The 24,754-nt window shown below is 62.9% G+C and carries 27 protein-coding genes and 1 tRNA gene; 19 read left to right on the top strand and 9 right to left on the bottom strand.

The window, feature by feature from the left end:
• The first annotated feature begins 70 nt into the window (after positions 1–70).
• Positions 71–1,963, top strand: coding sequence for an ABC transporter ATP-binding protein/permease (locus tag JN279_RS23170; protein WP_202350364.1), 1,893 nt, complete (start codon positions 71–73; stop codon positions 1,961–1,963).
• A 271-nt stretch (positions 1,964–2,234) separates the two neighbouring features.
• Positions 2,235–3,599, top strand: a complete 1,365-nt coding sequence (gene mgtE / locus JN279_RS23165) for a magnesium transporter (RefSeq protein ID WP_096445956.1) — start codon at positions 2,235–2,237, stop codon at positions 3,597–3,599.
• Positions 3,600–3,757: 158 nt separating this feature from the next.
• On the opposite strand, the gene JN279_RS23160 is transcribed toward mgtE, so the two are convergent.
• From JN279_RS23160 to rpiA, 4 genes are all read right to left on the bottom strand, one after another.
• A complete protein-coding gene (locus tag JN279_RS23160; protein WP_202350363.1) occupies positions 3,758–4,921 on the bottom strand; it encodes a serine hydrolase domain-containing protein in 1,164 nt (387 codons plus the stop codon).
• A gap of 42 nt (positions 4,922–4,963) precedes the next feature.
• The gene (gor, locus tag JN279_RS23155; protein WP_202350362.1) at positions 4,964–6,352 is read right to left on the bottom strand and encodes a glutathione-disulfide reductase; all 1,389 of its coding nucleotides are present in this window, start codon (positions 6,350–6,352) and stop codon (positions 4,964–4,966) included.
• Between the two features lie 121 nt (positions 6,353–6,473).
• Entirely contained in the window at positions 6,474–7,130 is a 657-nt protein-coding gene (locus JN279_RS23150; RefSeq protein WP_202350361.1) for a DUF2059 domain-containing protein, read from the bottom strand.
• Entirely contained in the window at positions 7,087–7,815 is a 729-nt protein-coding gene (rpiA, locus tag JN279_RS23145; protein ID WP_202350360.1) for a ribose-5-phosphate isomerase RpiA, read from the bottom strand. Before rpiA ends, JN279_RS23150 begins: the two co-directional genes overlap by 44 nt.
• A 207-nt stretch (positions 7,816–8,022) precedes the next feature.
• Between rpiA and JN279_RS23140 the strand changes: the two genes are divergently transcribed.
• The 5 genes from JN279_RS23140 to JN279_RS23120 all read left to right on the top strand — a co-directional run bounded on the left by JN279_RS23140 (position 8,023) and on the right by JN279_RS23120 (position 11,144).
• Positions 8,023–8,706, top strand: coding sequence for a phosphoglycolate phosphatase (locus JN279_RS23140; protein WP_202350359.1), 684 nt, complete (start codon positions 8,023–8,025; stop codon positions 8,704–8,706).
• Positions 8,707–8,845: 139 nt separating this feature from the next.
• A tRNA-Val gene (locus JN279_RS23135) sits at positions 8,846–8,920 on the top strand.
• 493 nt (positions 8,921–9,413) lie between these two features.
• On the top strand, positions 9,414–9,671 hold the full coding sequence (locus tag JN279_RS23130; RefSeq protein ID WP_202350358.1) for a PepSY domain-containing protein: 258 nt from the start codon (positions 9,414–9,416) through the stop codon (positions 9,669–9,671).
• 143 nt (positions 9,672–9,814) lie between these two features.
• Positions 9,815–10,549: a lysozyme inhibitor LprI family protein gene (locus tag JN279_RS23125; protein WP_202350357.1), complete on the top strand. Its 735-nt coding sequence runs from the start codon at positions 9,815–9,817 to the stop codon at positions 10,547–10,549.
• Between the two features lie 112 nt (positions 10,550–10,661).
• Complete coding sequence (locus JN279_RS23120; protein WP_202350356.1) at positions 10,662–11,144, top strand: hypothetical protein; 483 nt, start codon at positions 10,662–10,664, stop codon at positions 11,142–11,144.
• Positions 11,145–11,148: 4 nt separating this feature from the next.
• Here the strand turns inward: JN279_RS23120 and JN279_RS23115 are convergent, their stop codons facing one another.
• Both JN279_RS23115 and JN279_RS23110 read right to left on the bottom strand, forming a co-directional pair.
• Positions 11,149–13,032: a L,D-transpeptidase family protein gene (locus JN279_RS23115; protein ID WP_202350355.1), complete on the bottom strand. Its 1,884-nt coding sequence runs from the start codon at positions 13,030–13,032 to the stop codon at positions 11,149–11,151.
• A gap of 209 nt (positions 13,033–13,241) precedes the next feature.
• Positions 13,242–13,988 (bottom strand): 3-oxoacyl-ACP reductase family protein, encoded by a 747-nt coding sequence (locus JN279_RS23110; RefSeq protein WP_202350354.1) that lies wholly within the window; start codon positions 13,986–13,988, stop codon positions 13,242–13,244.
• A gap of 99 nt (positions 13,989–14,087) precedes the next feature.
• On the opposite strand from JN279_RS23110, the gene JN279_RS23105 reads away from it, so the two are divergent.
• Complete coding sequence (locus tag JN279_RS23105) at positions 14,088–14,702, top strand: TetR/AcrR family transcriptional regulator (protein ID WP_202350353.1); 615 nt, start codon at positions 14,088–14,090, stop codon at positions 14,700–14,702.
• A 58-nt stretch (positions 14,703–14,760) separates the two neighbouring features.
• Positions 14,761–15,156, top strand: coding sequence for a rhodanese-like domain-containing protein (locus JN279_RS23100; RefSeq protein WP_032930276.1), 396 nt, complete (start codon positions 14,761–14,763; stop codon positions 15,154–15,156).
• 12 nt (positions 15,157–15,168) lie between these two features.
• Here JN279_RS23100 and JN279_RS23095 read toward each other — a convergent pair whose 3' ends face one another.
• Positions 15,169–16,080 carry an alpha/beta hydrolase gene (locus JN279_RS23095; protein WP_202350352.1) on the bottom strand — a complete coding sequence of 304 codons (912 nt, stop codon included), beginning with the start codon at positions 16,078–16,080 and terminating at the stop codon, positions 15,169–15,171.
• A gap of 47 nt (positions 16,081–16,127) precedes the next feature.
• Between JN279_RS23095 and JN279_RS23090 the strand changes: the two genes are divergently transcribed.
• The gene (locus JN279_RS23090) at positions 16,128–16,580 is read left to right on the top strand and encodes a MarR family winged helix-turn-helix transcriptional regulator (RefSeq protein ID WP_056587725.1); all 453 of its coding nucleotides are present in this window, start codon (positions 16,128–16,130) and stop codon (positions 16,578–16,580) included.
• 30 nt (positions 16,581–16,610) lie between these two features.
• Here the strand turns inward: JN279_RS23090 and JN279_RS23085 are convergent, their stop codons facing one another.
• Together JN279_RS23085 and JN279_RS23080 are read right to left on the bottom strand one after the other, a co-directional pair.
• Positions 16,611–17,222, bottom strand: a complete 612-nt coding sequence (locus JN279_RS23085; RefSeq protein ID WP_202350351.1) for a pyridoxamine 5'-phosphate oxidase family protein — start codon at positions 17,220–17,222, stop codon at positions 16,611–16,613.
• Positions 17,223–17,285: 63 nt separating this feature from the next.
• On the bottom strand, positions 17,286–17,639 hold the full coding sequence (locus tag JN279_RS23080) for a gamma-butyrobetaine hydroxylase-like domain-containing protein (protein ID WP_202350350.1): 354 nt from the start codon (positions 17,637–17,639) through the stop codon (positions 17,286–17,288).
• A gap of 196 nt (positions 17,640–17,835) precedes the next feature.
• Here JN279_RS23080 and moaA point away from each other — a divergent pair, with 196 nt between their 5' ends.
• The 9 genes from moaA to JN279_RS23035 all read left to right on the top strand — a co-directional run bounded on the left by moaA (position 17,836) and on the right by JN279_RS23035 (position 24,649).
• Positions 17,836–18,831: a GTP 3',8-cyclase MoaA gene (gene moaA, locus JN279_RS23075; RefSeq protein WP_202350349.1), complete on the top strand. Its 996-nt coding sequence runs from the start codon at positions 17,836–17,838 to the stop codon at positions 18,829–18,831.
• 93 nt (positions 18,832–18,924) lie between these two features.
• The gene (locus JN279_RS23070) at positions 18,925–19,362 is read left to right on the top strand and encodes a hypothetical protein (protein ID WP_244734112.1); all 438 of its coding nucleotides are present in this window, start codon (positions 18,925–18,927) and stop codon (positions 19,360–19,362) included.
• A gap of 119 nt (positions 19,363–19,481) precedes the next feature.
• Positions 19,482–19,841, top strand: coding sequence for a hypothetical protein (locus JN279_RS23065; RefSeq protein ID WP_096445990.1), 360 nt, complete (start codon positions 19,482–19,484; stop codon positions 19,839–19,841).
• 155 nt (positions 19,842–19,996) lie between these two features.
• Positions 19,997–20,917 carry a DMT family transporter gene (locus JN279_RS23060; RefSeq protein ID WP_202350347.1) on the top strand — a complete coding sequence of 307 codons (921 nt, stop codon included), beginning with the start codon at positions 19,997–19,999 and terminating at the stop codon, positions 20,915–20,917.
• A 43-nt stretch (positions 20,918–20,960) separates the two neighbouring features.
• Positions 20,961–21,587 carry a molybdenum cofactor guanylyltransferase MobA gene (mobA, locus tag JN279_RS23055; protein WP_202350346.1) on the top strand — a complete coding sequence of 209 codons (627 nt, stop codon included), beginning with the start codon at positions 20,961–20,963 and terminating at the stop codon, positions 21,585–21,587.
• The gene (gene mobB / locus JN279_RS23050) at positions 21,584–22,087 is read left to right on the top strand and encodes a molybdopterin-guanine dinucleotide biosynthesis protein B (protein ID WP_202350345.1); all 504 of its coding nucleotides are present in this window, start codon (positions 21,584–21,586) and stop codon (positions 22,085–22,087) included. Before mobA ends, mobB begins: the two co-directional genes overlap by 4 nt.
• Before the next feature lie 158 nt (positions 22,088–22,245).
• Positions 22,246–23,031: an ABC transporter substrate-binding protein gene (locus JN279_RS23045; RefSeq protein WP_096445998.1), complete on the top strand. Its 786-nt coding sequence runs from the start codon at positions 22,246–22,248 to the stop codon at positions 23,029–23,031.
• A gap of 80 nt (positions 23,032–23,111) precedes the next feature.
• Entirely contained in the window at positions 23,112–23,831 is a 720-nt protein-coding gene (locus JN279_RS23040; RefSeq protein WP_096446000.1) for an ABC transporter permease, read from the top strand.
• Positions 23,828–24,649 (top strand): ABC transporter permease, encoded by an 822-nt coding sequence (locus JN279_RS23035; protein ID WP_096446002.1) that lies wholly within the window; start codon positions 23,828–23,830, stop codon positions 24,647–24,649. The genes JN279_RS23040 and JN279_RS23035 overlap by 4 nt, the downstream gene beginning before the upstream one ends.
• Positions 24,650–24,754 lie beyond the last annotated feature (105 nt).

Raw genomic sequence — 24,754 nt, 5'->3', positions numbered from 1 at the left:
GCAGGAGTCAGTACCGGATAAACTACACGGCGGCGCCACAGGGCCGTCGCATTTGACGCCGGTATCCTCGATGCGCAGTTTCTGGGGCCTGATGCGGGCCTACTGGTTCTCCGACCGTTGGAAGGAGGCCTGGACACTCACCATCGTCATCGCCCTGCTGACGGCGCTTTCCAGCAAGGCCGGCGTCTGGTTTGCCTTGGCATTGGGCGAATTGGGCAATTCGATCGCCTTCTTCCACGATGCCGCCAACACCAGCCCGCTGCGGGCAATTCTGACCAATGCCGGCATATTGGTGGTGCTGGTCGTGCTCAAGGATGCCGGCTTCACCGGCGTGCGCGGTCTTGTCTCCGCAACGTTGCACCGCAAATGGCGTGGCTGGCTGAACAGCCAGTTCAACCAGGCTCTGCTCGACGGCAATCATACCCATTTCCATGCCCAGCATGGTTCGGCGGCCGGCGGTATCGTGGCTCCCGACAACATCGACCAGCGCATCCAGGAATCCATCAAGGACATGACCGGCGGGGCGATCGGTCTCGCCATGGGCGTTCTGGGTGTCGCGACCTCGCTGTATTTTATCGGTGAAAATCTGATCGGATCCTCGGTCGAGGTTAAAGGGCTGGAGTTCCTCGGCAGCTATGGCAGCGCAGTGCTGGCTTTCCTCGCCGTCGCCATTTACGTGCCCCTGAACACCTGGATCGCGGTCAGGCTTGGGCGCCTGCTCGAGCGGCTCAATATCCGCATGCAGCAGGCCGAGGGCAGCTACCGCAGTGAACTGACGACATTCCTGCGCCGCAGCTTCCATGTCGCCGCCTCGCATGGCGAGGGCGTGCAAAAGTCGATGCACGACAAGCTCTATGTCGATATCGATAAAACCTGGGGCCGGCTCAATGTCGTCAACAACAGCTACACGTCGTTCGAGCTGATCTACAATTTCGTCGGCGGCCGGATCGTCGCCTATGGCCCCGGTCTCGTGTCGTTCATCCACAATCGCCTGGACTACAAGGGCTACATAACCGGCTCTGAAATGGTCGCTCAGCTGATCAGCCAGTGCTCGTGGTTCATCCATGTCATGCCGGCCATTGCGACGTTGCGTGCCAACAGCCAGCGCGTCACCGAGCTGGCGGATGCGATCGAGAATGTTCAGCACCCGCAGGCGTTCTACAGCCAGACCGGCCGTTCAGACTTCCACTATGCCAGCCAGAATCCGGTTTTCGGCCTGACCATCCAGAAGCTCGAACTGGCGCATCAGGGCGAGGACGCAACACCGTTCCTCAGCGCCGCCAATTTGCGCTTCCGGCGCGGCGAGTGGACGTTCCTGAAGGGCGAATCCGGTTGCGGCAAGACTTCGTTGATCAAGGCGATCAACGGCCTCTGGCCATATGGCCACGGCACCATCGTCTTCCCTGACGGGGTGAAGAGTTTTTATGCCGCCCAGGAGGTCAAGCTGCAGCAGGTGTCGCTGAAACAGCTGGTCTGCCTGCCGGGCTCCGAGCGCGACCATGGCGATTCCCAAGTCGCGTCCGCGCTGCACAAGGCCGGCCTTGGCGACTTCATTGAACACATGGCCCATGAGAGCCGAGAGGGCAAAAGCTGGGACCAGGTCCTGTCGGGCGGCCAGAAGCAGAAGCTGGTGGTGGCTCGCATCATCCTGCAGCAGCCGGGCCTGCTGTTCCTCGACGAGGCGACCGGTGCGCTCGACCCGGAGGGCAAGATTGCCTTCCATCAGGCGATCAAGGACAATTGCCCCGATGTCACGGTGATCAGCGTTATGCACGAAGCGGTGGCGCCAAGATCGGCTGCCGGCACCGAGTTCTACCACTCGATCGTCCTGATCGCCGACGGTGTCGCCACCAAGAAACCGCTGGCTCCGACCCTGCCCGTCGAACTCACCACGATTCTGGCGCAGCCACGGCCAGTCGAGGACAAATGGCTGCGTTTCTCGCGTCGGCTGAAACAGAAATAACGATGGTTTCACCGCGACTTGCCGGGCAGCGCGGCAGTCGGCGATCACAGTATCGCGATCGGAGCCATAAGGCGCCGTTTTCCTCACTCACCACGATTGACTCGGCAAGACGCACTCCTATGTTGCGCCCGCTTGCTGATAGTCAAACGCGAACCCGCAAGCGGAAAGGTCACCGCGCCATGCCTGGCGACAGTATTAGTCGAACGCAACCGCCGTCCGCCTAGACGTGACCTGAATGGTTCATGTCCTGCCGGACGGCAAGGAGTGAGCCATGAACGATTTTTCTCCCGTAGCGGACGACGAGGCCGTCGCCATCGCCCGCATCCTTGCAAACGACCACGTTGCCGACGTGGTCGAGGCGCTCAACCATGAATCGCGCGAAACCGCGACGGACCTGCTTTGCGCGGTCCCCTTCGAGCGGCTGGTCGAGATTTTCGATCAGCCTGAACTCGAAGCTGCCCCCGAACTCGCCGACGCCCTGCCCCGCGCCAAGGCAAGCAAGCTCCTCACCGCCATGTCGGTCGACCGTGCTGCCGACATCCTGCGCGAACTCGACGAGCCGGCACGCTCCGAACTGCTCGGTGCGCTGGCGCCGCCGCTGCGCGCGACCCTGCTGTCGATCCTGGGCTACCCCGAAGGCAGCGCCGCATCGATCATGACGACGGAGTTCGTCAGCGTTCCCTCGGACTGGACCGTCGGGCGCACGCTCGACTACATCCGCAAGGTCGAGCGGACGCGCGAGACCGTCTACGCGATCTACATCGTCGATCCGCAAACGCACCTACTGGTCCGGTCGACCGGCCTGCGCCGGCTGATCACCGGTGAACCGGACGACCCGATCCTGTCGGTGGCGCCGGACCGTGCGCCGGTGACCGTCACCCCGCTGACCGATCGCGAAAACCTGGCGCAGACGATCTCCAAATACGATCTGCTCGCCGTCCCCGTCGTCGACCACGGCAAGATCCTCGGCATCGTCACCATCGACGACATCATCGACACGATGATCGAGGAGACGACGGAGGACGTGCACCGCTTCGGCGGCATGGAAGCGCTCGACGAGCCCTACATGAAGATGAGCTTCCTCGCCATGATCCAGAAGCGCGCCGGCTGGCTGTGCGCGCTGTTCCTCAGCGAAATGCTGACCGCCAACGCCATGCAGAGCTATGAGAGCGAGCTGGAGAAGGCGATCGTGCTCACTCTGTTTATCCCGTTGATTATGAGCTCCGGCGGCAATTCCGGCTCACAGGCGACTTCGCTGGTCATCCGGGCGCTGGCGCTGCGCGAGATCGGCCTCGGCGACTGGTGGCGGGTTGCCTTGCGCGAACTGCCGACCGGCTTCGTCCTGGGATCGATCCTCGGCGTTGTCGGCGTCTGCCGCATTGCGCTTTGGCAGTATTTCGGTTTCTACGACTACGGCCCGCACTGGCCGCTGATCGCCGCAACGGTTGGGGCGGCACTGGTCGGCATCGTCACTTTTGGTTCCCTGTCGGGATCGATGCTGCCGTTCGCCCTGAAACGGGTCGGTTTCGACCCCGCCAGCGCATCGGCGCCGTTCGTCGCCACGCTGGTCGATGTCACCGGGCTGGTGATCTATTTCTCGGTGGCGCTGGTGATCCTGCGCGGCACGCTGCTTTGAGCAATTCCAGGAAAAGTGTGAGACGGTTTTCCGTCCGGAATTGCGTTAACAGAAGATAGATCGGTTCTGCGTTTCCGTGAAACGATGAACCGATCTGGCCCAACTGTCTCCGCCGCTGGCGATGGCCGGCGGCGGGTCCTGTCCTTCCCGAAATTGCCTTAGGCCTGCCTGCCATAGATGGCGTCGCGCAGCGCATCGGGAAAGGCGCCCATCATGCCGGCGATGGCCGTGTTCGTCAGCGCCACCACCGTCAGGTCCAGCGCCGGATCCACGAACCAGGAATGACCGTAGACGCCGCCCCAGCGCCAGGTGCCGGCGGTCTGAGGCGTCGATGCGGCGAGCGGGTCGCGCAGGACGCTGAAGCCGAGACCCCAGCCCCAGCCGGGCATGGTGGTTTCGAGGCCCGGTATCGCATCCCCAGTCATCGCCGCTGCCGTTTCGGGGCGGATGACTGGCCCGCCGCCCGAACGCAGTGCCTCGAGCAGCTTGAGCACATCGCTGGCGGTGCCGTTCATGCCGGTACCGCCCGAGGCGAAGGAAGCGGGATCGAAGACACGGCCGGGCGAGTATGAGATGAAACCGTCGCCGAAGGGCACACGGTGATGTTCTCCCATCACGATGGCCTTGCCGGGTCCATCGGCGTAGGGCGTCACCAGCCGGGATCGATCGCGCACGGCAAAGGCCGCGTCATGCATACCGAGCGGCTGGACGACCAGGCGATCGACCAGCTCCGGCAAGGAGGCACCCGTGGCTCTCGCCATGGCCTCGCCCAGCACATCCATCGCCACCGAATAGCCCCAGCCCGTTCCCGGCGCACAGGACAGTGGCACCGAGGCGATACGACGGAGATTCTCGGCCATGGAGAGGCCGGGCTGGTCGAGGCCGTCGGAGACATCAGCGCGATGATAGGGCCCGTCCGCCGCCTGACGAAAACGGTAGTCCAGCCCGGCGGTGTGCGTCAGCAGATGTCGGATGGTGATGACCGGCTCGCTGCCATCCATGAGCTTCGGCCGGAACTCCGGGATGAATTTTACCAAGGGATCATCGAGGCCGATATCGCCGGCTTCGACAAGGGCAAGTGCGGCGGCCGCGACGACGGGTTTGGTGACCGACGCAAGCCGGAAGATTGCGTCCGGCGCCATCGGCTTCTTCGCTTCGCGGTCGGCAAGGCCGGCGGCGCGGCTGTAGAGGATCTCGCCGCGCCGGGCGACAAGGATCACGGCGCCGACGATGCGTCCATCCGCGACGGCCCTGTCGACGACCTGATCGACACGTCCGCCGAACTCGTGGTCGAGCGGAGTGGAGCTGGTGGCCACGGACATGGATTGCTCCCTTGGCGGCGAGTGCTGGCGGCTTGCGAAAAGTCAGACGCGCTGGCCGTCCTTCACGCGGTAGGTCGGCTTGTACATGGTGACGAGCTCTTCCGCGGCGGTCGGGTGCACGGCCATCGTGCGGTCGAAATCATCCTTGGTCAGCCCAGCCTTCAGCGGAATGCCGAGCAGCTGCGCCATTTCGCCGGCATCCGGCCCCAATATATGGGCGCCGAGCACTTTGCGGGTCGCGCCATCGACCACCAGCTTGATCAGCATCTTCTCGTCGCGGCCGGACAGCGTATGCCGCATCGGCCGGAAGCTGGCGCGGTAGATCTCGATGTCGGCGAAACGCTTGACGGCGTCATCTTCCGACAGGCCGACCGTGCCGATTTCCGGTTGTGAGAAGACCGCGGTCGCGATCGTCTCGTGATCGGGCGCGGTCGGGTTGCCCTTGAATGCCGTCTCGACAAAGCACATCGCTTCGTGGATCGCCACCGGCGTCAGCTGCACGCGGTTGGTGACGTCGCCGATCGCCCAGATGTTGTCGATGTTGGTGCGGGAATAGTCGTCGACCTTGATCGCGCCGGCCGCGGTCATCTCGATGCCGATGCCTTCCAGGCCCATATTCTCGGTGTTGGGGATGCGCCCGATGGCCAGCATGACCTGGTCAACCGTCAGCGTCTGGCCGCTGGTGAGACGCGCGTCGAGCCGGCCGTCCGGCCGCTTGCGCACCTCTTCGCTCACCGCGTGGCAGAGTATCTTGATCCCCTTCTTTTCCATGGTCTCGTGCAATGTGCGGCGCAGATCCATGTCGAAGCGGCTGAGGATCTCCTTGCCGCGATAGACCAGCGTGGTGTCGACGCCGAGGCCGTGGAAGATGTTGGCGAACTCGACCGCGATATAGCCGCCGCCCTCGATCATGATCGCCTTGGGCAACTCCTTGAGGTCGAAAGCCTCGTTGGAGAAGATGCAGTGTTCGTGGCCGGGCAGTGCCGGATGCGCGGCCGGACGGCCGCCGGTGGCGATCAGGATCTTGTCGGCGGTGACGGTGCGGTCCTCGCCCAGAAGATGGATCACATGTGGGTCGACGATCATCGCCCGGGAATGAAAGGGCTCGCCGCCGGCGCCCTCGACATTCTTCTTGTAGATCGCCTCCAGCCGGCTGATCTCGCGATCCTTGTTGGCGACCAGCGTGCGCCAGTCGAAACTGGCTTCCGGTACCGTCCAGCCATAACCGGCCGCGTCGGCGAAATGCTCCGGAAATTGCGAGGCGTAGACATAAAGCTTCTTCGGTACGCAGCCGCGGATGACGCAGGTGCCGCCAAAGCGGTATTCCTCGGCGATGCCAACGCGCTTGCCGAGTGCCGCGGCGACGCGCGCCGCCCTCACCCCGCCCGAGCCGCCGCCGATGACGAAAAGATCGTAGTCGTAACCGGCCATGATGGGACTCCTGGAGAGGGAAAGTTCAAGCCAGAGGTAGGATGCAAAACGCCAAAAGAAAAGCCCGGACAAAGCCGGGCTTTCTGGTCCAGAGGCAGCTACGCCGCCTCGAAAAATGAAATCAATTCTGCGTGCCGTCGGCAGGCGCCGAACCGTCGGCGGGCGCGGCGCCATCCGCCGGAGCCGCATTGTCGGCCGGAGCGGCACCATCAGCGGGCGCTGGCGCAGGTGCAGCCGGTGCAGCGGCCTTGGCAGCCGCGGCCAGCGTTTCGCCGACCTGCTGGGCGAGATCGCGGGCGAGGCCGTTCTGCCAGATATCGGCTGCCTTGACCAAATCACGCGTCACGGTCGGACCGCTGTCGAGCAGCTTCTTGCCGGCGTCGGAACTGTAGAAGGCCGCGATGTCATTGAGGTCCTTCTCGGAAAACACCTTCGCATAGGCAAGGGCCGCTTCCTTCTCGAGATCGGCGCGCCGCGAGGCCAATGCCAGCGCCTTCTCGTTGACGGTCTTGCCGATCAGTTCCTGCATGTCCGGGTTCTTCTGGATCAGCTGCGATTCGAGCGCTGCGGCCGCCTGCGGCAGAATGTTGTCGAACGGATCGGTCGCATGGATCGCTGCGACCGCCGCCCGGGCGGCCTTCAGGTGCGATTCGGTGACGTCCTGCGAAAACGCCGGCGACGATAAGGCGAAAACGGCCGAAGCCGCCAGAACGACGCAAAGGCTGCGAACCCGGTTATGCAACATGGTTGGTAGAACTCCCTGGTTTTCGGGCGGCATGGACGGTTTGGATGCCGTCGCCGCCGGCGATGATGGCCGCTGACGCCAGCCCGATGAAAAGACCATGCTCGACCACGCCCGGAACGGCGTGGAGAGCATTCGAAAGCGCTCTTGTATCCGGAATGCGGCCAAAAGATGCATCGAGGATAAAATGGCCGCCGTCTGTAACAAAAGCCTGGCCTCCCGTCATCCTCAATGTAATGGGACCGGCAAGGCCGAGATTTGCAGCCGCCGCGGCCACCGCGATCTCGGTGGCGCGCAGGCCGAACTGGTTGACTTCGATCGGCAGCGGAAACCGGCCGAGCGTCTCGACCATCTTCGAGCGGTCGGCGATGACGATCATGCGCTGCGAGGCCGCGGCGACGATCTTCTCGCGCAGCAGCGCGCCGCCGCCGCCCTTGATCAGGGTCAGTTCCGGGTCGACCTCATCGGCGCCGTCGACGGTGAGATCGAGCTCGGGCGTTTCCTCCAATGTCGACAGGGGCACGCCAAGCTCGCGGCAAAGTGCTGCGGTGCGCTCCGATGTCGGCACACCGATGACGGCCATGCCGGTGGCGACCTTATCGGCGAGCAACCGTACAAATTCTTCCGCCGTGGTGCCGGTGCCGATGCCGAGCCGCATGCCATCGCTGACATGGGCAAGGGCGGCCCGCGCGGCCTCGACCTTCAATTGTTTTGCATCCATGCCGCTTGCTGCCCCGGGAACCTCATGCATGTCGCCCAAAAGTGACCTCGGTTTTGGGGAAACGACATGCATGAAACTGAGTGTTCGGGCTCCTAGCATTTTTGCCGGTCGGGTCAAAGCCCTTGGGCGCCTGTCCACCGCTCTGCTTGCCTTGACGCGCCGCAGCCGCTATCGCCTGCCGATGCACAAACCTGCGCAGGATGGATCATGACTCGCCCGATCATCGTGTTCGACCTCGACGGAACGCTGGTTGACACGGCGCCGGACCTGCTCGACAGCCTCAACCACAGCCTGGCCGCCAGCGAACTCGCGGCCGTCGACGAGGCCGGCTTCAGGCGCTTCGTCGGCCATGGCGGGCGCGTGATGATAGAGCGGGCGCATGCCGCCCAGCAGCGCTCGCTCGATGTCGCCGAGCATGACCGGCTGCTAAAACTGTTCCTCGATCACTACACCGACAACATTCCCGGCAAATCCCGCCCCTACCCCGGTGTCATCGAGGCGCTCGCCCGTTTCGAAAAGGCGGACTATCTCCTGGCCATCTGCACCAACAAATACGAAGCCAACTCGCTGGCGCTGATCGAAGCGCTCGGCCTGACCAGGCATTTCGCGGCCATCGCCGGCCAGGACACATTCGCCTTCCGCAAGCCCGATCCGCGCCACCTGACCGAAACCATCAGGCTGGCGGGCGGCGATCCGCACCGCGCCTTGATGGTCGGCGATTCGCAAACCGACATCGACACCGCCAAGGCCGCCGGCATTCCCGTCGTCGCCGTCGATTTCGGCTACACCGACCGGCATGTCCGCGAATTCGAACCCTCGGCGGTGATTTCGCATTTCGACGCGCTGACGGTGGATCTGGCGGAAAAGCTCATCAAGGCCGCGGGACACTGAACGGGCAGCGACCGCCATCTGGTCGCGGCAGGCCCGAAAGAGCGAAGAATCCGATCGCTGTGAGAACGCCAGACACCGCCTTGACTTAACCGGCCGGCCTCCCTTATATCGCGGCTCGCTTGGCCTTCGGGCAACGAGCGGGCGATTAGCTCAGCGGGAGAGCACACCCTTCACACGGGTGGGGTCGCAGGTTCAATCCCTGCATCGCCCACCACTTACCTTCCTGAAATCACACTCCAAGCCGGACCAGCTAACAACTACAACTCGCCCCTTCCCCGCCAAAATTCTTCTGGGCGAAGTTCAACGCGCTGCTATAGCTCGTGTAGCTCTGGAACTGGCACACATTGGAGCCGTTCCGCACCTTCATCTGTTCGAGATCCCAGAACGGCACCTCGATGCGGTCGTCGGCGCAGTAGACGGTGTAGCGTTCGGGTTCGAGCGCCCGGCTTTCTGCACGGGCATGGAAACGGCCTGGATGGCAAGCACTGACAGTGCAAGCATGACGATGTGACGCGTGCGCATAGAGCCCCCAATAAACCGCCAGAACTTATGGCTAGGGATATTGAAGCGGCGCATCATGGTTTTTTGGCGGACTTTTTCTTTTCTTCAGCGCTGCCGCAAGTAGATGGGCTGAGCGGTCCCGCATCCCATCTGGAACCAACCACCACGCCAGCGAGTTTCCTTGCGTCGAAACTTGAGGGAAAACCATGTCCAGAATTCTTGTGGCAACCAGCGTTGCCGTTCTTCTCGCCGCCGGACCGGCCTTTGCCGCGGATGAAAATCCGCTCCCCCCACAAAACGCCAAGAAGCTGTCGGAGATCCTCGCCAAGGTCGAGCAGCGCGACGGCTTTCGCTACGTGAAAGAGGTCGACTGGGACAAGGACGCCTATGTCGTCACCTACTACACGTCGGACAAGGCAAAGGTCGAAATCACCTATGATCCGGTGACGGCCGAACCCAAATAAGAGCCGCAGGCAGACCATTCGACGGGCCGGCCCGTTTTCTCCACGCGCCTCGATGGCCAATCGAATTGCCGCAAATTGTCCATCCTTGGCGTGTGATATGCACGCTAAGGTGCGGGGCAGAGCCTGTTGGCTTGGGGGCAGTCATGAGATTTTCCGTTCGAACCGTGCTTGTGCTTGCCGTCATCCTGGCCGGCGGCATGCTTGCGGCAACTTCGGCGCGGGCCGACGGGCCATCCTTCGACTGCGCCAAGGCCAGCCTGCCGGCGGAGAAGGCGATCTGCGCCGATCCGCAGCTGTCGGCCATCGATCTGCTGGTGGCCAAGGCCTATAAGGGGTTCGAGCCGGCCTTCGGCGGCGACAAGCGCAAGATCGCCCGCGGGCTGATCGCCGACCGCAACGCCTGCAAGAGCGACACCGCCTGCATCGTCAGCGCGCTGAACAACGCCTTGCAGACCTATGGCAACGCGCCGTCATGGGTGCAGGACTACAACATCGCGCTGATCGGCAAGAAGGCGCTGGATGCCGCCGCGCAGAACCCCGGCAACAAGGATCAGCCCCTGCCCTCCGCGGTCGGGCAATGCGCGTCCACGCACATCAAGACGCTGACCACGCGGCTTGGCGACGATCCGCTGGAAACGGCCGCGCCCGACGCCGGCAGCGCCGCCACCTTCACCAATGGCGGCGGGGCCGTCTCCTATGATCGCGAGCCGGGCCTTGCCGCTTCGAAGGTCGGCGAACCCGTCGAGATGTGCCTGATCGCGATTCCCAGGGATTGCCCCAAAGACGACGACCGCGGCCGGGTCTATTACTCCCTCGATCTCGTCGCCAAGGGCAGCTGGGCGCTGCCGGACTCCGAGCATCTGTGCGGCGGCGCCTGAGTGGTTCTGGCTCGTGTTCGACGAAAGCGGCCAGGAAGAGCCGTTTGCGCCTCCTCTTGCGCCGGGCCGGCTTTGATGGCTGATTGGAGCGGTTGACTGCGCCGCATGGGGGATGGGCATGGCGACGGCTAAGCATGTATTGAAACGAATATTGATGATGTTAGCCGGCTATCTCGTTGCCGTGCTGGTCGGTCTGGTCGCTGTCGTTGCGATCTATGCCGCGCTCAGTTCCCTGCCAAACGCGCCGGCCTATTTCGACATCATGGGCGTCAGCCCGATCGCGGTCCTGGTGGTGCCGCCGCTAGGCATGTTCGTCTATTTCCTGACGATCGTCGTGACCGGGTTGCAGACGCTGATCTTTGCGATGATCGCCGAGCTCTTCTCGTTGCGCAATGTCCTGATGCACATGTTTTTCGGCGCCGCTGCCGCCGCCGGTGGCTTCTTCCTGATCTGGCCGGTTCCGACGGAGGACATGGACCCCGAGCGCTGGGCCGACATCGGCATCATCGCCGCCGCCGGCCTCGTCGCCGGATTGATCTACTGGCTGATCGCCGGGCGGGAGGCAGGTTTCCGCCGCCCGTTGTCGCAGTTCTAAATGATCAGCTCGACGGCGAACGTACCGCCTCGGTCGCATCCAGGGCCTGCTTCAGCCGCGAGTCACGATCGTAGACGTCGCTGAAATACTCGACCTTGCCGGACATGTCTGGCCATGCGGTGAAATAGGCGACATAGACCGGAATCTTGCGGGTGACATCCTCGGTCGAGTGCCCGTGCTTCAGCTTCTCGGCGATATAGTCGACCGAGGTGCCGAGCACCGCCGCCGCCATGCCGCGCGGGTCCTGCAGGCGCACACAGCCATGGCTGAGCGCGCGCATGTCCTGCTTGAAGAACGATTTCTGCGGCGTGTCGTGCATGTAGATCGCATGCTTGTTGGGGAACAGGATCTTCAGTTCGCCCAGCGCATTGGCCTCGCTCGGCTGCTGGCGCACGCTGTAGGGAATGTTCGCGCCGTAAGCGCCCCAATTGACCGCCGACGACGGAATGCGCTTGCCGCGCGAATCCGTTACCTCGTAGCCGGCCCGGTCGAGATAGCCGGGGTCGCTGCGCAACCGGGGCAGCATCTCATTGACGATGATCGACTGCGGCACGCCCCAATAGGGGTGAAAGTCGACCTGCTTGATCTGGTCGTAGAAGAATGCCGTCTGGTTGGTGACCCGGCCGACGACGACGCGCGTCTTCAGCTTCTCCTCGCCATTGTCGATGTAGCTCGCGGTGAACGCAGGCTGGTTGATGAAGACACGCGGGCTGCCGAGATCGGAAGGCAGCCAGCGCAGTTCCTCCAGCGCCACCTGCACCTTGAGCAGTTTGTCGGCCTTCGACGTGCCGGCCAGCAAGGCGACAGTGCGCGGACCGATGACGCCGTCGCCCTTCATGCCTTCCTTCACCTGCACCGCCTTGATCAGCGGCACCAGCTCGGGAACGTAGACTTCGCTGGCCGCCAGCCGTGACAAGAGCTCGCCATAGGTGCCGCCCATGTCGTCATCGAGATTGCGCGCGATCAGCGACAGCAGCTTCGGCAGTTCAGGGCTGGTCTCGCCCGGCTTCAGCAACAGCTTGGGATCGACGACGATCTCGTTCTCGGCACTGGCCTGCAGGGCCTCCAGCTCGACGCGCAGCGCCTGATATTCCGCATTCTGCGGATGCCGCGATTCGAGGTAGGTGCGCACTTCCTGCGTATGGGCCAGCGTCTTCAGCACGCCGACCATGTCGAGCGGCTTGGCCGGGAAATCATAGTAGCCGGTCATCCGGTTGGGTTCGACACGGCCGTTCTGGGCGTCATGGGCGTAGCGCAGGACGCGCGCCGACAGCGCCATCTCGAAGCGCACGAGTTCCCTGAGCTTGGCCGCGTCGTCCGTTGCGGCCGAAGTCGTGGCCGGCACATCGACCGTGTAGTCGGCGGGCGTCAGGCCATAGCTTGCGGCCTCGCCCAGCACCCGCACCGCGTCCTGGGCTCGGCTGTTGAGGCTGGTTCCGCTCACCCAGATGAAGTCCGGATTGGCCGAATAATAGGCGATCAGCGCCTTGGCGATGTCGGGCTCGGCATAGAGCTCGTAGTCGCTCAAGCTGGCGATAGCATCGTGGAAAGCAGCGCCAGTGGCCGATGGAACGAACGCGGCGTCCTGCGGCGTTGCTGGCTGGGGCGCGGCGGACAGCGTCGAGAAGTCGACGCGCACGAGTTTGTCGGCCTTGTAGGTGTAGTAGGATGGGCCGCTGATCTTTACGCCACCACCGCCGCCGGCCGGTGCCTTGGGTCTGTGCTTTGGTGGCGGAGGCGGAAACTCGCCCTGCGGCTCATGCCTGACGCCGCCGCCGAACAGCATGTCGAACAGCCCTTGGGCGCCGGCCTGAGGCGCGCCCAGGGCGAGCGTTGCCGCGATCGCCACAAGCGGCATCGCGGTTGCTTTTTTACCGAGAAATTTCATGGATCACCCGCTCCGGCCGCAACCGGTTCCCGTTCCGCACGCTAAACCGTCTCGCTCACCGCATGGCGGATGTAAGGCGCGACTATACCGATTCATACCGATTTCGTTAAGCTTTCATAAATTTCGGAAAGCCTGTTGCAGAACGGTTTCACAACATCGTGACGGCTGGAGCGCGGGTGTTTCGCTCCAGCCCAAGCAATCCATGAAAATCAGGCGTTGGCACCACCATCGATGGTCAATGCGGCGCCGGTGACAAAACGTCCCTCCGGGCCGGCAAGCCAGGCAACCATGCCGGCGATGTCGTCGGCCTTGCCGAATCGCGGTGTCGCCATCTTCTGACGCTGATGTTCGGCATGCGGCCCATCAGCCGGGTTCATGTCGGTGTCGGTCGAGCCGGGATGGACGACATTGGCGGTGATGCCGCGCGGACCGAGGTCACGTGCGAGAGCCTTGGTCAGGCCGACCAGCGCCGCCTTGCTGGTGGAATAGGCGCCGAGGCTGGTGTCGGTGACGCGTTCGGCGAGATTGCTGCCGATCGAGATGATCCTGCCGCCCTCGCCCAAGTGCCTTGCCGCCGCCTTCGAGGCGATGAACGGGGCTCTCAGATTAACCGACATGGTCTCGTCGAAGTCGGCTAACGATAACGTGTCGATGGGCGCCGCGCGCCAGATGCCGGCGCTGTTGACCAGGATATCGAGTCGGCCGAATGCCGCTACGGCGTCATCGACGGCCTTGTCGATGGCCTCGGCATCGCGGTTGTCGGCCTTGATTGCGACGGCGCGGCCACCCTTGGCCTCAATCTCGGCGACAACCGAGCGGGCCTGTTCCTCGCCATGCACATAGGTCAGGGCAACATCGGCGCCATCGGCCGCGAGCCTTCGCGCGATCGCCGCTCCAATGCCGCGGCTGCCGCCGGTGACGAGCGCCACTTTGCCGTTCAAATTTCTGGAAGACATAGGCTTCTCCATTATGTAGTGATTGATACATAAATACCTGTCAGGCTTGCCCAGCCGCGTCAACTGATTTATGTAACGATCAACACAGAAAAGAGCGCCATGTCGGAAAGAGGCCGTCCTCGCACCTTCGATCGAACCGCGGCCCTGCGGCGCGCGATGGAGCTGTTTTGGGCCAAGGGCTATGAGGGCACGTCGGTCGCCGAGCTGACGACGGTGATGGGTATCAATTCACCCAGCCTCTATGCCGCCTTCGGCAGCAAGGAGGCGCTGTTCCTCGAGGCGACCGAATATTACACGCAAGCCGAAGGAACCGAGATCTGGGCCGCCTTGGATGAGGCATCGACGGCATGCCAGGCGATCGAGAACTTCCTGCGGCAGACAGCCAGGGCCTATTCGCAGCCCAATCGTCCGCAGGGCTGCCTGATCACGCTTGGCGCGCTGCATGAGGACTCAAGCAGCGGTGCCATCTGCACGGATTTGCGCCGCCGCCGCGCCGAAAACCTTACGGCCCTGCGCAAGCGCCTGGAGCGCGGCGTGGCCGAGCGTGAATTGCCTGCCGACTTCGACTGCGGTGCCGTGGCGACCTTCTACGCCACGGTGCAGCACGGCATGTCGATCCAGGCGCGCGACGGCGCTTCGTGCACCGCGCTGATGGCGACGGTCACCGGCGCGATGGCTGCCTGGCGGACGCTGGCAGGCGCCGACAGAGCGTGACAAACGCTGGCCGTTGTGGTGGAAATTCAGACATGCGCGGTTGGGAGGAAACAGGCCTGTGAAAAAGGGGTATCGCGAACTGCTGGACGAGGCCAACGCCGAAATCGAGGTGGTTTCGCCTGAAGAGGCAGCAGGACTGCTCGAGGACGAAGGCACCATCTTCGTCGACTTGCGCGACCCCCGCGAGGTCGAACGCGATGGCAGGATCCCCGGCGCCAAACATGTCACACGCGGCATGCTGGAATTCTGGATCGATCCCGAAAGCCCCTATCACAAGCCGTTCTTCGCCTCGGGCAAGAGCTTTGTTTTCTTCTGCGCCGGCGGTTGGCGCTCGGCGCTGGCCACCAAGACGGCGCAGGATATGGGGCTTGTGCCCGTCAAGCACATCCTTGGCGGCTACACCGCCTGGAAGGCCGCCGGACTGCCTGTCGAGCCCGGCGAGAAGAAGAAGTAGCCTACCTCGACTTCAATGCAGCAAGGAAGATTCGCGGTGCTCTGCGACGAAGGCAACGGCGCGTTCGACAACGCCCTTGTCTGCCAGAATGCGGCGATGGCCGAGCCCGTCAGCCCAGTGCAGCCGCACATGGCCGCCTGCGCCGGCGTAGCGCTTTGCATGCTCGGCCGGCACTTCGCGGTCGTCAGGCGCGTGGATGACCAGGGTCGGCACGGGTGCCTGGGCGAGCTGACGGTCGCCGGTGAATTCATGCAGCGGCCGGCCGGACAAATGTTGGACACGGTCCGCCATCGCGACCTGCGAACGCGGCCCGACATTGAGCATGCGGCTGAAGTCGGCGAAGATCGCCGGCAGGGAACTCGGTGCTGCGATCAGCACGAGACGTCCGGCCGCCAGCGGTGGAATGTTCTTGACCGAACCGGCAATGGCATTGGCGGTAACGGCGCCGCCGAAGGAGTGCCCCACCGCCGCGACAAACGGGCCGAACCATTCGCCGGCGACCCTTACGGCCTCGACGGCATTGACCATGTTCAGGTGCCGGCCCTGCGAATGGCCATGGCCCGGCAGGTCCAGTGAAACGACCCTATAGCCGGCCGCACGACAGCCCTCGATCAAGGCGCGCATATATTCGGTGCGCGAACGCCAGCCATGGACGACAAGCACAGTGCCGGCAGCCGCCCTACCCGGCTCCGGCCGGAATTCGTGCACCATGACGCAGCCGGTTGCCGTCTTCAGCCGATGATGGCGCGCCTCGGTCATGAACTCCGCGGCACGGCCGATGGCGCGCCGCTCGCCGTCGGTCAGCGCCTTGACGCTGGGCGTGCGGCAGAACAGTTCGAAAGCCGCGCGCCCGGTGATGCGTGGCGCAATATGCTCGGCCGCCCCAAATACGCTGCGGATGACCTTCAGCCCGATTGATGCCATAGTGAGAATCCATCCATACGTTCAAGCATGAACATAATAGTTCAAAGATGAACAATAAACAAGAGCTCCCCTGGGACAACCCGCGTTTTCGCAACTGGGTCGCGGTGGCGCGCGCCTGCCATGTGCTGGAGCGCACGCTGGCGGTGAAACTCGCGCCGCTGGACCTCAAGCCGGCGCAGCTCGATGTGCTGATGAACCTCTATCGCCATCCCGGCATGTCGCAGCACGACCTTGCCCGCAAGCTGCTCGTCGGCCGCTCCAACATCACCATGCTGCTGCCGCAGTTGGAGGCGCGCGGCCTGCTGCGCCGCGAAGGCGACGAGAAGGACAAGCGCATCCTGCGGCTCGCCTTGACCGAAGCCGGCGAGGCGCTGCTGATGCAGGCGCTGAAAGTACACATGGCGCTGATCGAAAAGGCGATGAGCCAGTCGACGCCGGAGCAGTGCGACATGATCGGCGAACAGATGCGCAAGATCTACGAGGTGCTGAAGGAGGCCTAGCACCCAAGGCGTGCCGAGATTCAGGTCAGCCTACCACATGGTCTTCTTCGCCCGCTCCGGCCATTCCTTGTCATAGGCCTCGCCGTCGATGTTCTTGCGGCTGGTGATTTCCAGGATTTTTCCGGGCGTCGGCAGCGATTTCGGATAGATATGCCTGGCCGGATTCCAGAGTTCCGAACGCACGATGGCGCGGGCGCATTGGAAATAGACCGAATCGATGTCGATGACGGTTACCGAACGCGCCACTTTGCCGTCGACCATGAAGGACGCGCAAAATTCGGCGTCCGTGGTGATGTGCGCGCGGCCGTTGATGCGCAGCGTCGTGCCCGAGCCCGGCACCAGGAACAGCAGCCCGACGCGCGGATCCCGGATGATGTTGCGCAGCGAATCGGCGCGGTTGTTGCCGCGCCGGTCCGGCATCATCAGCGTTTTCGGGTCGACGATGCGTACGAAGCCGGCGAGATCGCCGCGCGGCGAACAGTCCAGTCCCTCCGGCCCGCTGGTGGCCAGCGCGACAAAGGGCGAAGCCTCGATGAAGGCGGCATATTCGGGAATGACGTGGTCGAGTTCCTTGACCAGCGAAGCTTCGCCGGGAACCCCGTAGAGCGCTTCGAGCTGTTCGACCGTGGTGATGAGCGGCATCTTCTTCGTCTCCGAACCTTTGCCGGCGCTACTCCAGATGTGTGACGCCCTTACGACGCCAGACTAGCGATCGCGGCTCAAGCCTTTTTCCGCCAGTTCCACCAGATAGGCATTCCAGCGCTCATCCTTCTCATGGCCGAGCGTATGCAGGTAGTTCCAGGTGAAGATGCCGGTGTCGTGGAAATCATCGAAAGTGATGCGCACCGCATAGTTGCCGACCGGCTCGATCTTCAGGATCGCCACATTGCGCTTGCCGGGAACCGTCACACGCTGGTCAGGCGAGTGCCCCTGCACCTCGGCCGATGGCGAGGCGACGCGCAACAGCTCCGCCGGCAATTCGAACGGCTGGTGATTGGGAAAGGTCACCGACAGCAGCTTGCGGTCCTTGGAGACCCTGAGTTCTTTTGGCGCGGTCATGCTGTTTCATCCCGTATCGATTGCCCTTCCCTACGCCGCTTCGCGCAACGGGAAAAGTCCTGATAGGCCGACCGACACACCGTGTCGGCTCCGGGATGTTACCAAAGATCGAGAAGTTGTATCTTGAATGGTGGGCTGGATCGTATCACATAGCCATATATAACGACGCCGGTAACGGCCACGGAAACGCTCGAACATGAACATGATCGACCCCTTCGGTCGCACGATCAGCTATCTCAGAGTGTCGGTTACCGACCGCTGCGATTTCCGTTGCACCTATTGCATGGCCGAGGACATGACCTTCCTGCCGAAGAAGGACCTGTTGTCGCTGGAAGAGCTGGACCGGCTCTGCACCGTCTTCATCGAAAAGGGTGTCAAGAGGCTGCGCCTCACCGGCGGCGAGCCGCTGGTGCGCAAAAACATCATGCATCTGGTGCGCCAGCTGTCGCGCCACCTCGATAGCGGCGCGCTGGAAGAACTGACGCTCACGACCAACGGCTCGCAGCTGTCGCGCTTCGCCGCCGAGCTCGCCGATTGCGGCGTCAAGCGCATCAACGTCTCGCTCGACACGCTCGACGCCGACAAGTTCCACCAGATCACCCGCTGGGGCCATCTCGGCAAGGTCATGGATGGCATCGACGCCGCTCAGGCGGCCGGGTTGAAGGTCAAGCTCAACGCGGTGGCGCTGAAGGATTTCAACGATGGCGACCTGCCCGACATGATGCGCTGGGCGCATGGCCGCGGCATGGACCTGACCGTCATCGAGACCATGCCGATGGGCGAGATCGACGCCGACCGCACCGACCAGTATCTGCCGCTGTCGCTGCTGCGCGCGTCGCTTGAACGCCAGTTCACGCTGACCGACATCCCCTTCAAGACCGGCGGCCCTGCCCGCTATGTCGACGTCGCCGAAACCGGCGGAAAGCTCGGCTTCATCACGCCGATGACGCATAATTTCTGCGAAAGCTGCAACCGCGTCAGGCTGACCTGCACCGGCACGCTCTATATGTGCCTCGGCCAGGAAGATGCCGCCGACCTTCGCGCACCCTTGCGCGCCTCCGAAGGCAACGAACTTGTCGCCGACGCGATCGACGAGGCCATCGGCCGCAAGCCGAAGGGCCATGATTTCATCATCGACCGCCGCACCAGCCGTCCCTCGGTATCCCGGCATATGAGCGTCACCGGCGGCTGACCTCCAGGCCGATTCTGTGCAAGGATTGCTTTCCAGTCATCGGCTTTGGGGCGGTTCATGCTGCGGCTTTTTTCAACAATAGCAGCTTTCGTGATGATTGCGGCAAGCAGTGCAATCGCCGCGCCTTCCACCTATGTGAATGCGCGCTTCGGCACCGTTTGCACCTTCCCAGATGAGATATTCACCGATCGTCAGCCCGAGCCCGAAAATGGCGACGGACAGGTTTGGCTGAGCGCGGACGGCGCCAGCCTGACCTGCTCCGGCATCCTCAATGTCGACGACGACACCCCGAAAGGCTTTGTTGCTGATGAAAGGGCAAGCAAGGAACCTGGCTATTCCGTCACCTACAGCAAGACCGGCAAGAACTGGGCGGTGCTGTCGGGCATGAAAGATGGGAAGATATTTTATGAGCGGCGCCTGTTCGGCAGGGATGGCGTCATCCACACGGTCTGGATCGACTACCCGCCGTCGCTCAAATCGAAATACGATCCGCTGGTCGGCGCCATTGCCGGCACTCTCAAGGGACAGTGAGTGTTTCGGATCACACCCCAGAAAAAGTCTTGTTCGTGAACCGCCGCCGGATTTACGGCCAGCCTGTTCCGGCCTAGCCTTTTGTCCGAAGCGGCTCTTCGCTGATAGGGGGATACGTCATGCGCAAACTCATTCTTTCTCTTGCATTGCTTGGCTTCACGGCCCTGCCCGCGGCCGCACAGTCGATCGGCGGCACCTACACCGTCGCCGGCACCAACTTCGATGGCTCGGCCTATGGTGGCGAAGCCACCATCACGCTGACCAGCGGCACCACCTGCACGATCCACTGGGAGACGGGTGGCTCATCTTCCGACGGCATCTGCATGCGCAACGACGACGCGTTCTCCGCCGGCTATGTCATGGGCAAGGATATCGGCCTCGTCGTCTACAAGGTCGAGGATGACGGCTCGCTGCATGGCCTGTGGACCATCGCCGGCAAGGAAGGCAACGGCACCGAGATACTGACGCCGAAGAAATAGATCGCGGCCGTAGCCTCCCGGCTGGATTCGCGCCGAATCCGGGACGTGATTTCACGCCGGCGATGACGAATGCGCCGGTCCTGGCCCAGCCCTTTGCCATTGCTGTTTCGCGGTGGACTGTTACAGGCTTGCTGACCAAGCAACCGGTAGATGTCTTGCCTCTTTCCCCAAATCTTCGCGGCGCGTTGTTCATGATGGTGGCGATGGTTGGCTTCACGCTCAACGACGCCATCACCAAATACTCTTCGCAATCGATGAATATGGCGCAGGTCATGCTGATCAGGGGGGCCTTTGCCTCGCTCTTCGTTGGCCTGCTGGCCTGGCAACGCGGCGCGCTGTTGCGGCCGCGCCTGATGCTGCAGCCGCTGGTGGCGATCCGTGTCGTAAGCGAAGCGGGCGCCACCGTGTCATTCCTCGTAGCGCTTGCCCATTTGCCGATCGGCAGTGTCTCGGCCGTTCTTCAGGCGCTGCCGTTGGCGGTGACGATGGGCGCCGCGTTGTTTTTCGGCGAAGCGGTCGGCTGGCGGCGCTGGCTGGCGATCGCCGCCGGTTTTGCCGGCGTGATGGTCATCGTGCGGCCGGGCTTCGACGGCTTCACCGTCTATTCCCTTTGGGCATTGGCCAGCGTTGCCTGCTGCACCGTGCGCGATCTCGCCACCAAGCGCATCCCCCAAACCACACCGACGATGCTGGTCTCGACCGCGACCGCGCTGGCAATGACCCTCGTCGGCGCGGTGCTGTTGTCGCCGATGGGTGGCTGGACGCCGATGAGCGGCAAGAGCACGGCGCTCTTGGCGCTGGCGGCGGTGCTCGTGGTCATCGGCTACCAGTCCATCATCATGGCGATGCGCTCGGGCGAGATCTCCTTCATCGCGCCCTTCCGCTACACGGCGCTCCTCTGGTCCATCCTGCTTGGCCTGATCGTATTCGGCGACATACCGGACATGCCGATGATCGTCGGCGCGACAATCGTCGTCGGCTCGGGTCTCTACGCGCTTTATCGCGAGCGGGTGGTCGGCCGGCGCAGGATCGTCGCCGAAACCACCGGGCCGGCCATGGCGCCGGATGGAATCTAGCCGGGTCTTGTGATTTCCGGCGGCTGGCGTACAGGCTCGATGCATGGAGCGAGATATTGCAGGGATCGTCCTGGCCGGTGGCCAGTCGCGGCGGATGGGCGGCGGCGACAAGAGCCTGTTGCCGCTCGGCAGCGGCAGCGTGCTTGACCAGCTCCTGTCACGCTTCGGCCCGCAGATCGAAACCCTGGCGCTGAGCGCCAATGGCGATCCCCAACGCTTCTCCCGTTTCGGGCTGCCTGTGCTCGCCGACACGATCGAAGGCTTTGCCGGCCCGCTTGCCGGAATCCTCACCGGCCTCGAATGGGCCGCGGCCAGCACATCTTGCAAGGCGGTCGTCACCGCTGCCGGCGACACGCCTTTCCTGCCGCTTGATCTCGTCGAGCGCCTGGCGGCGGCAGCCGGCGAACATCCAGGTTCGATCGCCGTCGCCTCCTCGGCCGGCAGACGGCACCCGACCTTCGCGCTCTGGCCAATCGATTGCCGCGATGCCTTGCGGCATTTCCTGGTCGATGGGGACAACAGGCGGGTTTCGGCGTTCATCGAGCGCCATGGTCATGTCGAGGTGGAATTCCCGGTCCTGCAACCCGCGGGGCTCGATCCTTTCTTCAACATCAATGTGCCGGACGATCTTGCCGAGGCCGTGCGGCTGATGCAGAGCATGACATCATGAACATCTTCGGCATCACCGGTTGGAAAAACTCCGGCAAGACCACACTGACCGAAAAGCTGGTCGCCGAGCTTGTGCGGCGCGGCTGGAAGGTCTCGACGGTCAAACATGCACATCATGATTTCGACATCGACAAGCCGGGCGCCGACAGTTTCCGCCATCGCCAGGCTGGCGCCACCGAGGTGGCGATCGTGTCCGGCAATCGCTGGGCGCTGATGCACGAATTGCGCGGCGAGGATGAGCCGCCGCTGGAGAGCATCCTCTCGCGGCTCGCCCCATGCGACATCGTGCTGGTGGAAGGCTACAAGCGCGAATCCCACCGCAAGATCGAAACGCGGCGCCTGGAGGCGAAGGAGCGGACGCCGCTATCGGCTGACGATCCCAATATTGTCGCCATTGCCGCGGATTTCGACGTCACCGACAAGAGCCTGCCGGTATTCGACCTCGACGACGTAAAATCCATCGTCGACTTCATCGAGCGCACCACCGGCCTCGTTGCTTGAGAACTAACCTAACGGCAGAACCCCATTACCGATTTCGGTGGTTTTGCAGTTGCTTTTTTCTTGGAAAGAGTGGGAGTATCGCGCCAGCGGGCGGTCAAAAGCACCGCCCCACAGAGCCGTTTCGGAACGACGGCCGGGACCATAAAGAGAGGACTATCATGCGTATTGCACTGCGTATCGCGCTCGCCGCTTCGGCCGCGCTGCTGACGCTCGGCGTCGCCCAGGCCCAGGAGAAGACCCTGCGGATCGGCACCGAAGGCGCCTACCCCCCTTTCAACAACCTCACCTCCGACGGCAAGCTCGTCGGCTTCGACATCGATATCGCTCAGGCGCTTTGCGACCAGATGAAGGTCAAGTGCACCTTTGTCGCCCAGGATTGGGACGGCATCATCCCCGCGCTTCAGGCCGGCAAGTTCGACGCCATCGTTGCCTCGATGTCGATCACACCTGAGCGCAAGGAGAAGGTCGACTTCACCCACAAATACTACAACACGCCCTCGGCGCTCGCCGTCCCGAAAGACTCGACGCTGAAGGGCGTCACCAAGGAAGATCTCGCCGGCAAGACCATCGGTGTCGCCACGACGACCACCCATTTCAACTATGCCTCCAAGACCTACACTGACAGCACCGTGAAGGGTTATCCGAGCAGCCCCGAGGAGCAGGCAGATCTCGCCAATGGCCGTCTCGACGCCATCCAGGACGATATCGTCGTGCTGCAGCAGTGGCTGGACTCGCCTGATGGCGCCTGCTGCAAGATTCTCGGCCAGCCCTCGCCGCAGCCGGTCGAGATCTTCGGGCCGGGCGCCGGCATTGCCGTGCGCAAGGGCGAGACAGACCTGGTCAACAAGCTCAATGAGGCCATCGACGCCATCCGTGCCAATGGAAAATACAAGGAAATCAACGACAAGTACTTCAAGTTCGACGTCTACGGCGCCGAGTCCTGATAGACAAGATCAAGACGGCGGGGCAATTCCCCGCCGTCTTTCTAATCGTCTCGGAAATGCCGTGGAGATAAGATCCGTCAATGCCAGCCCAAAGCATATGGACACTTCTCAGTTGGGGACCTGATGGCTGGAGTGACGATATTGCCTATGGCGTCATTGTAACGGTTCTGCTTGCGCTGGCGACGCTTCCCATCGGTCTGACGATTGGCTTTTTCATCGCGCTCGGCAAGCAATCCGAAGAGCCCTCGCTGCGCCTCGCAGCCAATATCTACACCACGGTGTTTCGTGGCTTGCCGGAATTGGTGACGCTCTTCCTGTTCTTCTTCGGCATGCCGATTCTGCTGCAGCACCTCATCCGCTATTTCCGCCCCGACGCGACCATCGACGTCAACAGCTTCGTTGCCGGGATGATCGTGCTCGCGCTGATCTTTTCGTCCTATGCCAGCGAGGTTTTCCTCTCGGCCTTCCGGGCCATCCCGAAAGGCCAGTATGAGGGTGGTTATGCCATCGGTCTTTCCTACGCGCAGACAATGCGCCTGGTGATCTTGCCGCAGCTGCTACGCATTGCATTTCCCGGTCTGGAGAATTGCTGGCTCAGCCTGTTGAAGGACACCTCGCTGGTGTCGGTCGTGGGTCTTGCAGAGACGTTGCGCAACGCCGGCGTGGCCGCTCGCGTGACCAAGCATTCCTTCCTGTTTTATGGCGTGGCGGCTCTGGTCTTTCTTGCTCTGGCCATCGTGTCATCCTTCGCCACCAGCGCCATTTTGCGCTCGCTCGGCAAACGGGAGGCACAACGATGAGCGCGACAGCCATCCTGGTCGAACGGCCGCCACCGCGGGCCCGCGGCTGGCCGCGAGGGCGCATCGTCGGCTACGCGCTGGTCTGCTTTTGGATAGCCTTCGGCCTCGGTATCGTCGCCTACCTCTTCTTTGCCTGGAACGCACCGTTCTTCGCCAAATATGCGCCGGCCTATCTGCGAGGACTTGGCGTCACCCTGTCGCTGGTCGCCATTTCGATGGTGCTTGGCGCCGTTCTGTCCTTGCCTGTGGCTTACGGACGTATGTCCCGGAACCGGATCCTGTCCGGCCTTGCCTATTGCTACGTCTATTTCTTCCGGGGCACGCCGCTGCTGGTCCAGACATTTCTGGTCTATTACGGCTTGGGGTCATTTCGACCGCAGCTCCAGATGATCGGGCTTTGGGATTTTTTCAAGGACGCCTTCAACTGCGGCGTCTTCGCCTTTGCGCTGAACACCGCCGCCTACCAGGCCGAGATCCTGCGCGGCGCCATCGAAAGTGTGCACAAGGGCCAATGGGAAGGCGCTGCCTCCCTCGGCCTGCACAAACTGCAGACGCTGCGCAAGATCATCCTGCCGCAAGCCCTGATCGTCGCCTTGCGGCCCTACGGCAATGAGCTGATCCTGATGGTCAAGGCTTCGGCGATCGTCGCCATCATCACCGTCTACGACCTGATGGGCAATGCAAAACTCGCCTTCGCCAATTCCTTCGACATCCAGGCCTACATCTGGGTCGCCCTGGTATACCTCGTGATGGTTGAGTTGCTGCGCCATGCGATCGAATGGATCGAGCGCCGGATCACCATCCACCTGAAACGCTGAGCCGTTCTCGGCTGTGCCAGTCGATCGCACTACAGGCGTCTTGACGAATTGAGCGCAGAGCCTAGAGCTTTCGCAGCAATTTCGTTTTCGTCTGAAGGGCAAGTT

This window comes from Mesorhizobium sp. 113-1-2, from assembly GCF_016756475.1.
GTDB classification, from domain to species: domain Bacteria; phylum Pseudomonadota; class Alphaproteobacteria; order Rhizobiales; family Rhizobiaceae; genus Mesorhizobium; species Mesorhizobium loti_C.
The sequence above is the reverse complement of the archived record's forward strand: the minus strand, read 5'-3'. Positions and strand labels throughout refer to the sequence as shown.

What these genes read in the sequence shown, in the direction of transcription:
- JN279_RS23170 (WP_202350364.1), top strand. Translation starts at nt 71, where the DNA reads ATGCGCAGTTTCTGGGGCCTGATGCGGGCCTACTGGTTCTCCGACCGT.
- mgtE (WP_096445956.1), top strand. Translation starts at nt 2,235, where the DNA reads ATGAACGATTTTTCTCCCGTAGCGGACGACGAGGCCGTCGCCATCGCC.
- JN279_RS23160 (WP_202350363.1), bottom strand. Translation starts at nt 4,921, where the DNA reads ATGTCCGTGGCCACCAGCTCCACTCCGCTCGACCACGAGTTCGGCGGA.
- gor (WP_202350362.1), bottom strand. Translation starts at nt 6,352, where the DNA reads ATGGCCGGTTACGACTACGATCTTTTCGTCATCGGCGGCGGCTCGGGC.
- JN279_RS23150 (WP_202350361.1), bottom strand. Translation starts at nt 7,130, where the DNA reads ATGCCGCCCGAAAACCAGGGAGTTCTACCAACCATGTTGCATAACCGG.
- rpiA (WP_202350360.1), bottom strand. Translation starts at nt 7,815, where the DNA reads ATGGATGCAAAACAATTGAAGGTCGAGGCCGCGCGGGCCGCCCTTGCC.
- JN279_RS23140 (WP_202350359.1), top strand. Translation starts at nt 8,023, where the DNA reads ATGACTCGCCCGATCATCGTGTTCGACCTCGACGGAACGCTGGTTGAC.
- JN279_RS23130 (WP_202350358.1), top strand. Translation starts at nt 9,414, where the DNA reads ATGTCCAGAATTCTTGTGGCAACCAGCGTTGCCGTTCTTCTCGCCGCC.
- JN279_RS23125 (WP_202350357.1), top strand. Translation starts at nt 9,815, where the DNA reads ATGAGATTTTCCGTTCGAACCGTGCTTGTGCTTGCCGTCATCCTGGCC.
- JN279_RS23120 (WP_202350356.1), top strand. Translation starts at nt 10,662, where the DNA reads ATGGGCATGGCGACGGCTAAGCATGTATTGAAACGAATATTGATGATG.
- JN279_RS23115 (WP_202350355.1), bottom strand. Translation starts at nt 13,032, where the DNA reads ATGAAATTTCTCGGTAAAAAAGCAACCGCGATGCCGCTTGTGGCGATC.
- JN279_RS23110 (WP_202350354.1), bottom strand. Translation starts at nt 13,988, where the DNA reads ATGTCTTCCAGAAATTTGAACGGCAAAGTGGCGCTCGTCACCGGCGGC.
- JN279_RS23105 (WP_202350353.1), top strand. Translation starts at nt 14,088, where the DNA reads ATGTCGGAAAGAGGCCGTCCTCGCACCTTCGATCGAACCGCGGCCCTG.
- JN279_RS23095 (WP_202350352.1), bottom strand. Translation starts at nt 16,080, where the DNA reads ATGGCATCAATCGGGCTGAAGGTCATCCGCAGCGTATTTGGGGCGGCC.
- JN279_RS23090 (WP_056587725.1), top strand. Translation starts at nt 16,128, where the DNA reads ATGAACAATAAACAAGAGCTCCCCTGGGACAACCCGCGTTTTCGCAAC.
- JN279_RS23085 (WP_202350351.1), bottom strand. Translation starts at nt 17,222, where the DNA reads ATGCCGCTCATCACCACGGTCGAACAGCTCGAAGCGCTCTACGGGGTT.
- JN279_RS23080 (WP_202350350.1), bottom strand. Translation starts at nt 17,639, where the DNA reads ATGACCGCGCCAAAAGAACTCAGGGTCTCCAAGGACCGCAAGCTGCTG.
- moaA (WP_202350349.1), top strand. Translation starts at nt 17,836, where the DNA reads ATGAACATGATCGACCCCTTCGGTCGCACGATCAGCTATCTCAGAGTG.
- JN279_RS23070 (WP_244734112.1), top strand. Translation starts at nt 18,925, where the DNA reads ATGATTGCGGCAAGCAGTGCAATCGCCGCGCCTTCCACCTATGTGAAT.
- JN279_RS23065 (WP_096445990.1), top strand. Translation starts at nt 19,482, where the DNA reads ATGCGCAAACTCATTCTTTCTCTTGCATTGCTTGGCTTCACGGCCCTG.
- mobA (WP_202350346.1), top strand. Translation starts at nt 20,961, where the DNA reads ATGGAGCGAGATATTGCAGGGATCGTCCTGGCCGGTGGCCAGTCGCGG.
- mobB (WP_202350345.1), top strand. Translation starts at nt 21,584, where the DNA reads ATGAACATCTTCGGCATCACCGGTTGGAAAAACTCCGGCAAGACCACA.
- JN279_RS23045 (WP_096445998.1), top strand. Translation starts at nt 22,246, where the DNA reads ATGCGTATTGCACTGCGTATCGCGCTCGCCGCTTCGGCCGCGCTGCTG.
- JN279_RS23040 (WP_096446000.1), top strand. Translation starts at nt 23,112, where the DNA reads ATGCCAGCCCAAAGCATATGGACACTTCTCAGTTGGGGACCTGATGGC.
- JN279_RS23035 (WP_096446002.1), top strand. Translation starts at nt 23,828, where the DNA reads ATGAGCGCGACAGCCATCCTGGTCGAACGGCCGCCACCGCGGGCCCGC.